This window comes from Chitinibacter sp. SCUT-21, assembly GCA_041874755.1.
Classification (GTDB): domain Bacteria; phylum Pseudomonadota; class Gammaproteobacteria; order Burkholderiales; family Chitinibacteraceae; genus Chitinibacter.
Genome location: CP102611.1, coordinates 207,535 through 221,879 on the forward strand (window position 1 = coordinate 207,535; position 14,345 = coordinate 221,879).

At 46.5% G+C, this 14,345-nt stretch carries 10 protein-coding genes; 9 read left to right on the top strand and 1 reads right to left on the bottom strand.

The window, feature by feature from the left end:
• Nucleotide 1 precedes the first annotated feature (1 nt).
• On the bottom strand, nt 2–6,223 hold the full coding sequence (locus NT239_00910) for a PAS domain S-box protein (GenBank protein ID XGA71433.1): 6,222 nt from the start codon (nt 6,221–6,223) through the stop codon (nt 2–4).
• Nucleotides 6,224–6,500: 277 nt separating this feature from the next.
• On the opposite strand from NT239_00910, the gene NT239_00915 reads away from it, so the two are divergent.
• From NT239_00915 to nrdR, 9 genes are all read left to right on the top strand, one after another.
• Complete coding sequence (locus NT239_00915) at nt 6,501–6,701, top strand: hypothetical protein (GenBank protein ID XGA71434.1); 201 nt, start codon at nt 6,501–6,503, stop codon at nt 6,699–6,701.
• 143 nt (nt 6,702–6,844) lie between these two features.
• The gene (locus tag NT239_00920) at nt 6,845–7,315 is read left to right on the top strand and encodes a low molecular weight phosphotyrosine protein phosphatase (protein ID XGA72836.1); all 471 of its coding nucleotides are present in this window, start codon (nt 6,845–6,847) and stop codon (nt 7,313–7,315) included.
• A 242-nt stretch (nt 7,316–7,557) separates the two neighbouring features.
• Complete coding sequence (locus tag NT239_00925) at nt 7,558–8,127, top strand: TMEM165/GDT1 family protein (protein ID XGA71435.1); 570 nt, start codon at nt 7,558–7,560, stop codon at nt 8,125–8,127.
• Nucleotides 8,128–8,209: 82 nt separating this feature from the next.
• A complete protein-coding gene (locus tag NT239_00930; protein ID XGA71436.1) occupies nt 8,210–9,520 on the top strand; it encodes an NCS2 family permease in 1,311 nt (436 codons plus the stop codon).
• Between the two features lie 13 nt (nt 9,521–9,533).
• Nucleotides 9,534–10,088: an adenine phosphoribosyltransferase gene (locus NT239_00935; protein XGA71437.1), complete on the top strand. Its 555-nt coding sequence runs from the start codon at nt 9,534–9,536 to the stop codon at nt 10,086–10,088.
• Between the two features lie 27 nt (nt 10,089–10,115).
• On the top strand, nt 10,116–10,664 hold the full coding sequence (locus tag NT239_00940) for a hypoxanthine-guanine phosphoribosyltransferase (GenBank protein XGA72837.1): 549 nt from the start codon (nt 10,116–10,118) through the stop codon (nt 10,662–10,664).
• 39 nt (nt 10,665–10,703) lie between these two features.
• Complete coding sequence (locus NT239_00945) at nt 10,704–12,359, top strand: hypothetical protein (protein XGA71438.1); 1,656 nt, start codon at nt 10,704–10,706, stop codon at nt 12,357–12,359.
• A gap of 97 nt (nt 12,360–12,456) precedes the next feature.
• Entirely contained in the window at nt 12,457–13,704 is a 1,248-nt protein-coding gene (locus NT239_00950) for a serine hydroxymethyltransferase (protein XGA71439.1), read from the top strand.
• Between the two features lie 187 nt (nt 13,705–13,891).
• Nucleotides 13,892–14,344: a transcriptional regulator NrdR gene (gene nrdR / locus NT239_00955; protein ID XGA71440.1), complete on the top strand. Its 453-nt coding sequence runs from the start codon at nt 13,892–13,894 to the stop codon at nt 14,342–14,344.
• Nucleotide 14,345: the final 1 nt, after the last annotated feature.

Here is a 14,345-nt window from a genome sequence, read left to right on the forward strand (position 1 = left end):
GTTAGTTTTTATTAAATTCCCACTGTTTTTTCCAAGCTATAAATTCGTCAGCTGGCATTGGCTTTGCAACTAAATAGCCCTGTACTTCATGGCAACCAACTGATACAACTAAATCCCAATCCTCTTGTGTTTCAACACCCTCTGCGACCAAATTTAGTTTAAATTTGCTTCCCAGCATCACGCTGTGTTCTAAAATCGTTTGTGCAGATTTATTATTGCTAGCTCCGCGGACAAAAGCTTGATCGATTTTTAATTCAGTGAAAGGTGTTTGCAGTAGGTGCTCCATCGTAGAGAATCCTGTTCCAAAATCATCAATAGACAAGCCGAATCCTTTGATGCGCAGTCGAGTAAGAATGTCCAAACTCAATACATAATCGTGAGAAAGCTGCGTTTCTGTAATTTCTAGTGTAATTGATTGTGCTGCGACACCACTCTCTTCTAAAACTGCACTAAAAAGCTCCGGCAGTTCTAGTCGATGCAAATTATCCATTGATACATTGACTGATAATTTAATGTGCTCACCTTGTTCTTGCCAGGATTTAATCTGCCTAACGGCCTGTCTTAATACATTAAAGGTCAAATCATCGACCAACCCCAAGGTTTCGATCGCAGAAATAAATTGCCCTGGTCCGAGTAAGCCCCTGGTGGGGTGTCGCCAGCGAGCTAAGCACTCAGCACCAACAACACGCCGATCAAGTGTACTAACCTTCGGTTGGTAAAATAATTCGACTGCGCCATGGGCCAATCCTCGCTGCAATTCGTTGGCATCTAGGTGGTCTTCTGCTGGCTTACCAATTGGTTTTATCGTGTTTTCTAGCGTTGCTTCACTCAGTAAACGGGCTAAATCTTCTCTTTTGACAGGTTTGCTTAAAGCCCCGTGAATATTGAGCATAAAGGCTTGGCCTAGTTTCTCGGTGGCTTTTAAGACGGTGTTATCCATCCCGGATAAAATGGCAACCTGCCCGCGATAGTTCTTTTGGCCAAGTAAGCGAAGAAAAGCAATCCCATCTAAATCTGGCATTTGTAAATCGCACAAAATCCAGTCAGGTAATTCCTGCTGCTCCAGTTGTGCAAGAGCCGCATTGCCGTCTAGGCAGGTTGTCACATGGGTTAGTTGAAGGTCGGCTAAGTGTTGCGAGATAATATCTAGAGTAAATTCGTCATCATCAATAAGCATAATACGCAGATTGTGATCCAAAAGTGGCATTGTGCTCGATGATTTAAGCGTTACTGGGCTTGATTCAATTAACTGCTGATCAAATAAGTGCTGGCAGGTTTGCTCAAAAATATCATTGAGCCCTTTGATTTTTTCCTTCAGAAAGGGCGAGGAGCTATCTCTGGAGTCATTTTCTAGCTGATTGAGGCTGTTTGCCAGTTCTATGGCCCCAACCGTGCGAGCTATTGATTTGAGCCTATGGCATTCTGCAGCAATTTGCTGAATACCTCCCTCATTGGAAAGGCTTGATATTTTTTCTAAGCCTTCATGGGTGGCCGAGACAAACTTGGCAAAATATTTCTTTTGCCGCTCGATTTGTGGCCCCAGCATCGCAATTAAAGTGTCGTAATCGATTAAAACGTCGTTTTGGGTTTTGATCGTATTCTCATTGCTTTCATTTTCTGTGTGCCCTGATACCCAATAAGCAAGCGTTTTATATAGTTTTTCAGGTATAACAGGTTTACTAATAAAGTCGTTCATTCCTGCTGCAAGACACAACTGCCGATCCTCATTCGATACATTGGCGGTCATGGCAATGATTGGGATTTGATCAAATTGGGTGCTGTTCCGAAGTATCTTGCTTGCGGTGAAGCCATCCATTTCGGGCATTTGAACATCCATTAATATCGCATCAAATTGCTGCGAGTTTGCTAGCTCAACCGCTTCCCTTCCGTCATTGGCTAAAACAACTGTTGCTCCAACTTCAGCGAGCAGATCTTCGCCAACTTGCTGATTAAACGGGTGGTCGTCTGCTAGTAGAATATGTTTACCCTTTAAGGTGCTGTGATAGTCGATAGACTGGCGATCCTGGTCATTCTCATTTAATGATGGCTGGATGATTGATGGCAATGGGAGGCTAAAACTAAATTCGCTACCGAGCCCTGATTGGCTTTTGAGTGTTAATTCCCCCCCCATTAACTCAATTAGTTGTCGGCTAATTGCTAGTCCTAATCCGGTTCCACCAAATTTTCGTGTTGTTGAGCTATCTGCTTGGTGAAAAGATTGAAATAAACGTGTTTGTGCTCCTGGTGATATTCCGATTCCAGTATCGGTTACTGTGAAGCAAATTCGGGGGGGCGAAGTGGGAGGGGGCAGCATTGTAGAAATGTGCAATCGAATTTTGCCTTGCTCGGTAAATTTAATGGCATTGCTCAGCAAGTTTATTAAGACTTGTTTGAGTCTTAGCGCATCACCCTTACTATATTTAGGGACATCAGGCTCAATAATTAATTCAAATTTAAGGTGTTTTTCAAATGCCTTAGGCTCAAGCAAGTCTTTTAGCTCATTACATAATGAAGATAGCGAAAATTCAACGGATTCGATTTCAAGTTTTCCAGCCTCGATTTTAGAGAAGTCGAGTATGTCATTGATTAATCCTAATAAGTGGGTACCTGAGCTACTAATTTTGCTTAGGTAATCTCGTTGCTTCTCATTTAAGTCAGTTTGTAGGGCAAGGTGGGCCATCCCAAGTACACTATTAAGTGGGGTGCGAATTTCATGACTCATATTTGCCACGAAAGCACTTTTGGCTCTGTTGGCGCTTTCCGCAAGCAGGCGCGCCGTTTCTAGCTCTTTAGTGCGTTGCTGTACGCGCTCTTCTAGATTTGCTGTCAAGTTAATTAAATTTTGTTCAAATTCTTTGCGGTCTGTAATGTCCCTTACCATGGCGGTGTAAATGGGTGATCCGTAGTTTTCTGAAAATGAAATGGCAACTTCAATTGGGAATTCGGATCCGTCAGCACGTTGCCCGCAAACTTGGCGTGCTGCTATGCCATTCATTTTTCGGGTCTGATTCCCTTTTTCTCCAAACTGGCGCATAAAAATGCGATGACTAATTGCATAACGCGAGGGGATGAGGGATTCAATTGGACAACCAAGCATTTTGTAAGCGGGGTACCCAAACATTTGTTCAGCGGCGCGATTGAATAAAATGATGTTGAATTGATTGTCGGTTGTGATGATTGCATCCATTGCACTATCAATCATGCCTGCGAGTTGTGCACGATTGGCGAGCAATTCCTCCTCTGCATTTTTGCGAAGGCTAATGTCGGTTGTGGTGCCTATCATTCTGCTCGGAGTGCCGTCCTCGGTTCTGCTAACGACTGTTCCGCGTGTTAGAACCCATTTGTAGCTGTTATCTTGACTGCGTAGTCGGTGTTCGGCAGAAAAAGAAGGGCTTTGGCCGTCTAGGTGTGATTTTAGCTGGGCGCGTAGTGGCTGAATGTCTTCTGGGTGAACTCGTTCAAGCCACTCGTCAGGGCTGTTAGATAATGTTTTCGGGTCGATCGCAAGGAGTTGAGCCCATCGCTCTGTAAGACTTAGTTTGTTTTCTTTTAAGTCCCAATCCCACACGCCGTGACCGGCGCCTTCAATCGCCGTTTTCCATAGCTGGTCGCGTTGATGTAGCTCCTCTTTTGCTCGTCTCGATTCGCGTTTGCTACGAAGTGCCATGACTAGTTGAGAATAGGTCAACATAAATGGCTGGAGCTCATCGATTAGCTTAAGATTGAAGCCTTCCTTGCGATTGGCCATCCCAATCTCGGCGATTAATGTACTTCCCTGGAAAATAGGGATCGCCATGAAATTGAAAATTGGCGCGTGTCCATTCGGGGTCTTGTAAATGTTCGAGTTGGTTGACGCTTCGTTCGAGATATAGGGTTCTAAAGTTCGTAGTGGTATTCCAAAAACACTATCTAGGTTGTGAAATTCAATGCCGTGTTCAATATATTGTTGATATGTCTCATGAGCGCCCTGATTCCAGGCCATATTGCTCAATGCGTTTGCGCGCAAATAGGGGGATCCATCGGTATTAAGTAACACTTCGGCGATGAAGCCAAATTGGCACTGACTCACCAAGCAAATTTGCTCGAGCACCATATCAAATGCGGCTTTTTCATCTTGGTTTTCGATGAAGTTGCCTTGAATGTGCGCAATTGCCTGTAGTTGAGTGTTGCTGAAATCACGCTGTTGTTTGGCAAGATGCTCGGCGCTAATGTCGCGCTGTACGGTGATCCAAACCGGCCCGTAATTTTTATGGTTGAAGCCTGAAATGGCTGCTCGAGTCCAAAAGGTTTCCCCATTGAGTTTGATGTTGAGTAACTCGCCTTCCCAGTGAGCGTGAAGTTCCAATTCTTTGAGAATAACCTGCGCCATGTCTTCCTGTAAGGTGTTCGCAGGAGGGTTGAGTACGCTGACGTGCTTGCCAATTAGGCTGTTCGATGGGTAACCAAACATGTCTTCTAGGGTTGGATTGGCGTAGACGATAATACTGTCACTAGCGCGAACTAGGTGTACACCTTGATGCATGTTCTCGAGTACCTCACCCCGAAAAGCTAGTTCATTCTGCATTTCTTGAATTTGACTTAAATCTTGGATGCAAACGGGAACATTTTTCGCTGCTTCATGCGTTTTCGGAATAGGGAAAGAAATAATGGCGCGGAAAGGATGATTGCCTAGCGTGCGCAAGTTGACTTCTGCGCTAAAGTGTTCTTTTTTTTCCCAAAAATGCATTAATTCGTCTTTGATTACATCAATTGCGCCGTCGCCAAATAAAACACTAATATCCTTCAGTAATTCAGCTTTTGTTCCCTGAAAAAGGGCTTCGGTTGCTGGGTTGAGGTCGGTGACTTTAAATAAGCGAATGCACTCCTGAAGTACTTCATTGTGCTGCTCTAGGTGATGATGAAAGTCTACGATGCCTTCGGCTCGCAGTTGGTCGAGCCGGTCCAGTAGGCCCGACATGTCTTCGTTCCAGATGGAAAGATTTGCTGTTTCAAAAAGTGCCTTGAAACGTTGTTCTCGCATGACGAGTTCTTGTTGCTGCTGCTCTTGTTCGGTTAAGTCGATTAGTGTGACTAGGTGATCTCCAGTCCAGTTGTTTTCTAGCGGTGTTGCGCTTGCTAACACTGTTTTCAGTTCACCATTTTGGCAATGGATGTGCGCAATTAATGGTTCAAACTGTGTTTGCTGGGTTTTGGCGGTTTCGAGTCTTTGCAGCCATTGATCTTGTATCCAGTTGCGATAGCTTGCGTCTGGGTAAGCGTGAGTCCACCAATGGTGTAAATCAGGTATCTCAGCTAGTGAATAACCAAAGGTGGCAGAGAATGCGCGGTTGACAAAACTGATCTGCAAGTCTGGTGTGTTGATCGCGCATGGCACAGGGAGGGTGGCCATTAGTAATTCAAACCGAATCTGATTTTGAGCCTGAATCCGTTGTATCTCTTTATAAGGAGTAATGTTTCGCCAGGAAGAGATTGAGTGCGTAATGAGGCCTTCCGCATTACGGGCAGCGCGACTGCTGAGTAATACATCAAAGATCTGACCGTTTTTGGCTTTGACCTGTAACTCAATCGCCTCAAGGCAGCCTTCTTGGGTGAATTTGGGTAGTAGTTCCGTTTTGATTCTTTGGCCGCTTTCTTGGGTATATATCTCAAGAGCAGATCTACCAATGACTTCGTGGCTATAGTAGCCTAGGGTATTTAATAAAGTTTGGTTGCAATTGATGATGTGCGTTGTTCTTGGGTTGATTGATAGCAGCATGTCAGGAGAGTGGTCATACAAGTCCTGGAGTTGCTGCTGACTTTGCAAAAGATTTTGGGTTTGTTCTTTATGACTGGATATGTCCGTCAAAATACCTTCAATGGCTTCAATTTCCCCTGTGTCAGAAATAATGGGCCAGGACTGATCTTGTACCCAAATTGTTGCGCCGTCACTCCTGGTGAGGCGGAACTCGCTCACGTTGCGTTGGTGTACTTCATGCCGTTGCGATCGAAGTAGTTGCTGTGTGTCTTTATCATCCGAGTGTATTAGATCTAGTAATCCCACATCTTGTTGCAGAATGCTGGCAGTGTACCCAGTTAATGCTAGGCAGCCTTCGCTGCAAAATATGAAGCGCCAATTTAAGTCACGCCGACAGACGTACAGCATTCCCGCATAGTTGCGAGTAAAGGCGGTAAAGAATTTTTGCCTTTTGTCTACGCTCTGTATGGAGTTGGCTTGCCTTTTCATGGTTGGAGTAATGCTCTCTGCAGAATTTAATTAGTTCTTCATCAACATAGGACAATCAGTAAGGCTCTGCCATATTCCTGTTGAGTTCCCCTCTGTATATTTGTTGCCGGGGTGTCTGTGCCCTGTCTTTGTGTGACAGCAATTGGTTTTTAGGGGGGGTATAAATAAATATTCGTGATGCCTGTCGTATGTTTGACTTTTATCTATATGTGTTTGTATTTGATGGATTTTAATAGGGGTTTGGTGAGTGAATCCGTGACTACGAACGGGGTAGAAAATGACAGCGATAGAGTTGGCAACTAAATTGGAGTCGTATACATTTGGTGCGGCAGCTGCGATGGATTTGCGCAAAGAAATTGCGACTGAGCTGCGTAGATTGGTTGCAGAAAATACACGTTTACAAGGGCAGTGCGCGAAATGTGCACAACTTAAAGCAGAGGCCATGACTATGGTTCATGACTACGACGAAAATGCCTAGCTTGCTCTGTATATTTTGCAGTAGGTCATCTAATTAGAGCGTGGTGTGCGGTTTTATGTGGTTGCGGTGGATGTGGAGCTGAGTTTATTTGATTTGGCTTACGCCAATATACTGGAAGGTTTATGGAGAAAATTTCGATCTTGATGGTCTGTACCGGGAATATTTGTCGTAGCCCGACTGCGGATGGCGTGTTGCGCAAAAAAATCGCTCAAGCCGGTCTAGTAGGCAGGGTGCGCGTCGATTCAGCAGGAACGACGGACTATCATGTTGGTGAGGCGCCAGATCGACGGGCTCAGCAGCACGCAAAAAAACGTGGGTATGACTTATCAAATTTGCGGGCTAGAGAGGTGTGTGCCAGCGATTATGTGGAATTTGATTTAATTTTAGCCATGGATAGCACTCATTTGAGCTTTTTAAAGCGCAGTTGCCCAAGTGAGTATCAGACAAAAGTGCAGCTATTTTTAGATTTCGCACCCGAATATAGGCAATCTGATGTGCCAGACCCTTATTACGGTGGGGCTGAGGGCTTTGAGCAGGTGTTGAATCTGATTGAGGCTGGGTGTGATGGGGTGATGAAATTGGTGCAGTTGCAACTTTGCGCACAGTCGCGATAATCCCCTACTTGTAAGCTACTCGCTCTCTGCATTAAAATGCTTGATTCCTTTGGGGGAGTATTCTCCAGCCTGCCGTGGTATTGGCTCGGTTGAGTTGGTCATACGTCAACAAACTTAAAGCATGATTCGCTTTATGGCGTATGAAAGTGAGCATTGCTCATTTGAAGAGACCCGAAGTTAGTCTAGTGCTCATGGGTGGGCCGCTGGCTAGCTTCGTGTCGTCGCCCACCCTGGAGTTTTGAATGTTTGATGCACTAATGGTTTCTACGGGCGTCGTTGCAGTGGCTGAAATGGGAGATAAAACCCAACTTTTGTCACTGATCTTGGCTGCTCGCTTTCGTCGCCCGCTTCCTATCGTTGCGGGCATTTTTGTAGCTACTGTCTTGAATCATTTTGCTGCCGCATGGGTTGGGCAGCAGGTGGCAGGTTTAATCTCGCCTGATATTTTGCGTTGGGTGGTCGGCTTGGGCTTTCTGGCGATAGCTGCATGGGCCATCATTCCTGATGAAATGGAAGAGGGTGAGGCTGCTGTGAAGCCCTATGGGGCATTTCTAGCGACCTGTGTTGCGTTCTTTTTGGCTGAGATGGGTGATAAAACCCAGGTGGCAACAATCGCTCTAGCGTTGAAATACTCGCCTTTGTGGCAGGTGGTGATCGGCACCACAGTTGGCATGATGATTGCCAACGTTCCCGCGGTTTATTTGGGTGATTGGATTTCTAGTCGCATGCATTTACTGCGCATGGTGCGTTTTGTAGCCGCAGCGATTTTTGCTGCAATTGGTTTATTTGCCTTGTTTGGCTTTTCTAACTAAGCCGGAAAGCCAAGCCGTACTGATAATGCCAGTATGGCTTGGCTAATTATATTTTTAACTTTGATCTCTATGAGGTATTCACATGCTGGACGCTTTTTTTAAGCTCAAAGAGCATGGCACAAATGTAAAGACTGAAGTGATTGCAGGTGCTACCACCTTCCTCACCATGGCCTACATTGTCTTTGTTAACCCAGCCATCCTGTCGATTACCGGCATGGATTTTAATGCTGTCTTTGTGGCAACTTGTTTAGCTGCAGCGCTAGGCACAGCAATTATGGGCTTGGTTGCCAATTACCCAATCGCTCTAGCGCCCGGCATGGGGCTGAATGCCTATTTCACCTTTACAGTAGTGAAAGGGATGGGGATGAGTTGGCAAACTGCACTGGGTGCGGTATTTATTTCCGGCATTATTTTCTTGCTAGTGAGCTTGTTCAAGGTTCGTGAAGCCTTGGTGAATGCTATTCCACATTCGCTCAAATTGGCCATCTCTGCCGGTGTTGGGATGTTTTTGGCGATTATTGCGCTGAAAAACGCAGGTGTTGTGGTTGACCACCCGGCAACTCTAGTTACGCTTGGCAATTTGGCTGATCCTAAAGTATTGCTAGCCATCATGGGCTTCTTCCTGATTGTTGGCCTTGAATATCGTCGCATTCCTGGCTCAATTATTATTGGTGTGCTTGCCGTGACCGTAGCAGCAATTGCTTTTGGCTTGCAAGAATTTAAGGGCGTTTTTGCGCCAATCCCATCCCTAGCGCCTACGTTCATGCAAATGGACTTCTCGGCATTGATGACGCCTGCAGGCATTTTCAATGGCGCCTTATTGGGGGTGATTTTTGTATTCTTCTTTGTTGATTTGTTTGATACCACAGGTACTTTGGTTGGTGTTTCACATCGCGCAGGCTTGCTTGATAAAGACGGTAAATTGCCACGCCTGAAAAAAGCCTTATTGGCGGACTCAGTTGCTATTACTGCTGGCGCAGCTATGGGTACATCTTCAACGACTGCCTACATAGAGTCGGCTGCAGGGACGGCTGTTGGTGGGCGCACAGGTTTGACGGCCGTTGTTGTTGCCATTTTGTTCTTGCTGGCCTTATTCCTGTCGCCATTGGCCGCATCGGTTCCAGCGTATGCAACTGCGCCAGCGCTTTGCTATGTTGCGGTATTGATGAGCCGTGGCTTGGCCGAGATTGAATGGGATGATTTAACTGAATCTGCTCCTGCCGTGATGACGGCACTGGCTATGCCATTCACATTCTCAATTGCGGATGGTATCGCTTTCGGCTTTATTAGCTACGTGGCAATCAAAGCAATTGCTGGTCGCTTTAAAGACCTCAGCCCTGCAGTCGTTATTATTGCTGCATTGTGGGTGGTGAAGTTCGCCTTGTTCCACTAAAACGGAGATCAAGATGGATAAAGCTGTTGCACCTTACGCGGATTACATCCGCGAGCGCATTCGCACCGTACCGAATTGGCCTCAGCCGGGCGTGATGTTTCGTGATATCACCCCGCTATTGCAAGACCCACGAACTTTTCGCTTGCTAGTTGATGTATTTGTCCATCGTTATATGGGGCAAAAACTCGATGTAATTGCGGGGGTGGATGCGCGCGGCTTTATCCTTGGCTCTGTAGTGGCCTATGAGTTAAATCTTGGCTTTGTTCCTGTTCGTAAGAAGGGTAAGCTGCCGTTTGATACGATCGCCGAAGAGTACGAGCTTGAATACGGCTCTGCTACAGTCGAGCTGCATGCCGACGCTTGCAAGGCGGGTGATCGTGTATTGCTGATTGATGACTTGGTTGCGACGGGTGGCACACTAATGGCAGCGGCTAATTTGCTAAAACGCTTGGGTGCCAATGTCGTTGAAGCCGCAGCAATCGTTGATTTGCCTGAGCTTGGCGGTTCGCAATTAATTCGCCAAAATGGCATTGATTTATTTACTGTTTGTGATTTTTCTGGGCATTAAGCTTGGATTGAGGATGTCATCGTGACTATGGAATTGCCAGAAGCTCGTACCATTTTAGATAACGCAGATTGCCTGCATCCAGAGGCTGAAGTGATTGCCGCGCTCGATCAAATGGGTGAGTCAATGTGCAAAGCTTTGGCGCACACCAATCCTGTGGTGTATACCGTACTCAACGGCGGTTTGATCGTTGCAGGGCATTTATTGCCACGTTTGAAATTTCCTTTGGAAATGGCTTATCTGCATGCAACGCGCTATCGCCAGGAAACCTCGGGTGGCGAGCTAGATTGGAAAGTTAAGCCTCGTGAAGATCTGCGTGGCCGTACCGTAGTGATTGTGGATGATATTCTGGATGAAGGTCACACACTGGCAGCGATTGTTGATTACTGCAAACAGCAAGGTGCAAGCGCGGTTCACGTCGCCGTCTTGATCGACAAAAAACACAATCGCAAGGCAGAAGGTATTAAAGCTGACTTTGTGGGTATGGAAGTAGAAGATCGTTTCTTGTTTGGTTGCGGCATGGACTACCAAGGCTACTGGCGAAATACCCTTGCCGTGTATGCCGTCAAAGGCCTTTAATTCTAAGCCTTAGGTTGCCATGCCTCAGTAGGGGGTGTCATGGCGACCAGTTCCAATGTAATAGTTAAGCACTTTCGCCAAATCTTAATTTGGCCCCTACAGCTGATGCCGATTCCACACAAAAGTGGCGAATCAAACGCCATGGGTCGGCACTGGGAAGTAATGCAAGCCGCCGCGGCCGAAGGCTCGCCTTGGCAGCCACGAGCAACCGAATTTGATGGCGACCCAGAGCAATTCGAAGAGCGCCACTACCGCGAATTCGTCACCTTCCTTCCTTATGTTCAACGTTTTCTGTACGGCGAAAGCAAGGCCTCAGGGTTAAGCAGCTACGGCCACTCACCGCTCCACGTGTTTCGTCGGTCAGACATCACTACAGCGCTGATGATGTTTAAAGATGGTGCTGTGCATCATTTTAAAGTGGCGCACATCGATTTGTATTTCTTTTACGACGTCGATGTGGTGATTCTGGCCTTTGAAATCATGGGTGACAATTTACCCCTCAGGCGTGTGCAGGATGCATTATTTCGTTTTGGTCGCGCTTTTCCTGCGCAGTGGGATGAAGATGCTACGGCGGCCAATTGTTTGCGCAAAGTGGCGTGGCTAAATAAAGAAGGCGAAGTGATTTCAGAGTCCGACTTTGAAGATCGGCTAGGTTATTTGTCACACCTTGGCCAATTTCGTGCACCGCGCATGGCTGCCCATTGGGATTTTTTAATGCAGCCTCTGGTCATGCATCACTCTTCGGCTGCCGGTTCTTTACGTTATCGTCAAATTGAATATCACCGCATGCCGATTTTGGCCTACTTGGCGGTGGATGATCCTTTTAAATTAACGGATGAGGATTTTTATCGCTTAGGCATGGTCATTCGTCCCGGTAGTGGAGATGCGCTACCGTACACCCAAAAAATGTTCGATGAATTTGAGCGTGATTGTTGCTACGACCGATTCTGGGTGCCAGAAAGGCAGCACAGTACGGCCTCGACGCGCATGATGTGCAATGGTCATGCTTTTGTTATGGTTGGAAAACACGACAATGCTTTTTATTCCGATCCGTATACTGGCGTGCTTGGGCAGTTTCGTCATCAGCATTTCTTAATGACTTTGATCGCCCATTTTCACAAGGCATCGTTGCTGATGTTTTCTGATCGCCTTGCCGTGGCCCTATCAGAACTCGATTTAAAAGATGCGCGTTCTATTCGTGGGTTTAAGCGTGAAATTCGACTGTTATTGGAAGGGTTTTTGCGTTTTAACCAGCGCTATTGGTTTCGCGAGGTGTCCAACCAAATTGTTTCCGATCAATTATTTCAAATGCTCTCCAAGCACTTAGATACTGAGCGACTGCATTCGGATGTCAAGGATGCGGTGCAGAGCATGAATCAGTATTTAGAAAATGACGATTTGCGCCGGCAGGCCGATACGGTGGTTCGACTAACTGTGGTAACGGTTTTTGGCTTAATCGGTACAACGATCACCGGATTTCTCGGTATGAACTTATTTGGCTTGGCGGATGAGCCTAGCTTGCAAAAAATCGGGTATTTTGTCGTGGTTGCTATACCAATTTCTTGGCTGATTTTTATTACGGTAGCTAAATCAAAGGTTTTATCTGAGTTTTTGGATGCTATGTCGGATGAGCGAATTTCACTTCGTGAAACGTGTAGAATGCTTGCAAATGTCTGGCGAAAAAAGAAATCATGAAAATCTTGCATGTTGAGTGGACAACTGTGCATCTTAAATTGATCTAAGTCGTGTTAGAATTGCGTATTCTTTCAACGATTACGGATGCATCTCGCTCATGTTCTCGAAGTCTCAAACCATTGCCTCTTACGATCCAGATCTCGCTGCAGCGATTGCTGCTGAAGTTGTTCGTCAACACGAACACATCGAATTGATCGCATCTGAAAACTACACTAGCCCAGCCGTGATGGAAGCCCAAGGCTCTCAACTCACGAACAAATACGCTGAAGGTTACCCAGGTAAACGTTTCTACGGTGGTTGCGAGCACGTTGACGTGATCGAGCAATTGGCGATTGATCGTGTAAAAGCTTTGTTTGGTGCTGAATATGCCAACGTTCAGCCGCACTCTGGCTCACAAGCCAACCAAGCGGTTTACTTCTCGATCCTGAAACCAGGTGACACCGTAATGGGTATGAACTTGGGTCACGGCGGCCACTTGACGCACGGTTCACCAGCGAACTTGTCAGGTAAATTGTTCAATATCGTGGCTTACGGCTTGAACGAAAACGAAGAAATCGATTACGACGATATGGAACGCGTCGCAATGGAAACCAAGCCAAAACTGTTAATCGGCGGTGCTTCGGCTTACGCTTTGCGTTTTGACTGGGCGCGCATGCGTGAAATCGCTGACAAAGTTGGCGCTTACTTCATGGTTGATATGGCGCACTACGCAGGTTTGATCGCTGCTGGTGTTTACCCAAATCCAGTACCTCACGCGCACTTCGTAACGTCGACCACGCACAAAACATTGCGTGGCCCACGTGGCGGTATCATCTTGGCTAAGGCTGAGTTTGAAAAATCACTGAATTCAAACGTGTTCCCAACACTGCAAGGTGGTCCGTTGATGCATGTGATCGCGGGTAAAGCGGTTGCATTTAAAGAAGCTGCAACTGACGAATTCAAAGAATACCAAAAACAAGTTTTGCTGAACGCGCAAGCAATGGCAAAAACTTTGGCAGAGCGCGGTCTGCGCATTATTTCTGGTCGCACTGAATCGCACGTATTCTTGGTTGACTTGCGCCCTAAAGGTCTGACTGGTAAAGCGGCTGATGCTTTCCTCGGCAAAGCGCACATCACCGTCAACAAAAACGCGATCCCGAACGATCCAGAAAGCCCATTTGTGACCTCTGGCATCCGTATCGGTGCACCTGCGATTACTACGCGCGGCTTTAAAGAAGAAGAAGCGATTCAAGTAGCCAATCTGATTGCTGATGTGCTGGATAATCCAGAAGACGAAGCAAATATCGCTGCAGTAGCTGCTAAAGTAAAAGCGCTAACTGCACGCTTCCCAGTTTACGGCGCTTAATATTTAGCGTTAATAGCTGCACAAAGGTGGGGCGCAAGCCCCACCTTTTTTTGCTGTATATGCTTGGGCTTGACATGTGGCAATATGTCTAGCTCAATACATAGCTAGAGTATCTATAAAGCTTGAGTTTTTATCCTTCGGCCTTATTTGATATGAATGATCTTTTTGTTCTTTGCGGGGTTCGTTAATGAAGTGCCCATTCTGTGGTTCTCCTGATACGCAAGTCGTTGACTCGCGCGTATCTGATGAAGGTGACGTGATCCGTCGCCGTCGCCGCTGCACGATTTGCGACAAACGCTTTACCACCTTTGAGACCGCCGAGGTTCGTATGCCTCAGGTCGTCAAACAAAATGGACAACGCGCCGAGTTTGATCGCGAAAAAGTCCGCACCAGTTTCCTGCGTGCACTGCATAAACGTCCAGTGCCAACCCCGCTCGTTGATGAAGCCATTTCCCGCATTATTCAAAAAGTGCTCACGGTCGGTGAGCGCGAAATTATGTCGCGCCAGATCGGTGAAATGGTCATCGCCGAGCTCGCCAAACTCGATAAAGTGGCATACATCCGTTTTGCTTCAGTTTATCGCTCATTCCAAGACGTGGATGATTTCCGCGACGTTATTCGAGAAGTAACGAAGGAATAAG

Coding starts and splice junctions, on each gene's coding strand:
- NT239_00925 (XGA71435.1), top strand. CDS start 7,558: ATGTTTGATGCACTAATGGTTTCTACGGGCGTCGTTGCAGTGGCTGAA.
- nrdR (XGA71440.1), top strand. CDS start 13,892: ATGAAGTGCCCATTCTGTGGTTCTCCTGATACGCAAGTCGTTGACTCG.
- NT239_00930 (XGA71436.1), top strand. CDS start 8,210: ATGCTGGACGCTTTTTTTAAGCTCAAAGAGCATGGCACAAATGTAAAG.
- NT239_00920 (XGA72836.1), top strand. CDS start 6,845: ATGGTCTGTACCGGGAATATTTGTCGTAGCCCGACTGCGGATGGCGTG.
- NT239_00945 (XGA71438.1), top strand. CDS start 10,704: ATGGCGACCAGTTCCAATGTAATAGTTAAGCACTTTCGCCAAATCTTA.
- NT239_00950 (XGA71439.1), top strand. CDS start 12,457: ATGTTCTCGAAGTCTCAAACCATTGCCTCTTACGATCCAGATCTCGCT.
- NT239_00935 (XGA71437.1), top strand. CDS start 9,534: ATGGATAAAGCTGTTGCACCTTACGCGGATTACATCCGCGAGCGCATT.
- NT239_00940 (XGA72837.1), top strand. CDS start 10,116: ATGGAATTGCCAGAAGCTCGTACCATTTTAGATAACGCAGATTGCCTG.
- NT239_00910 (XGA71433.1), bottom strand. CDS start 6,223: ATGAAAAGGCAAGCCAACTCCATACAGAGCGTAGACAAAAGGCAAAAA.
- NT239_00915 (XGA71434.1), top strand. CDS start 6,501: ATGACAGCGATAGAGTTGGCAACTAAATTGGAGTCGTATACATTTGGT.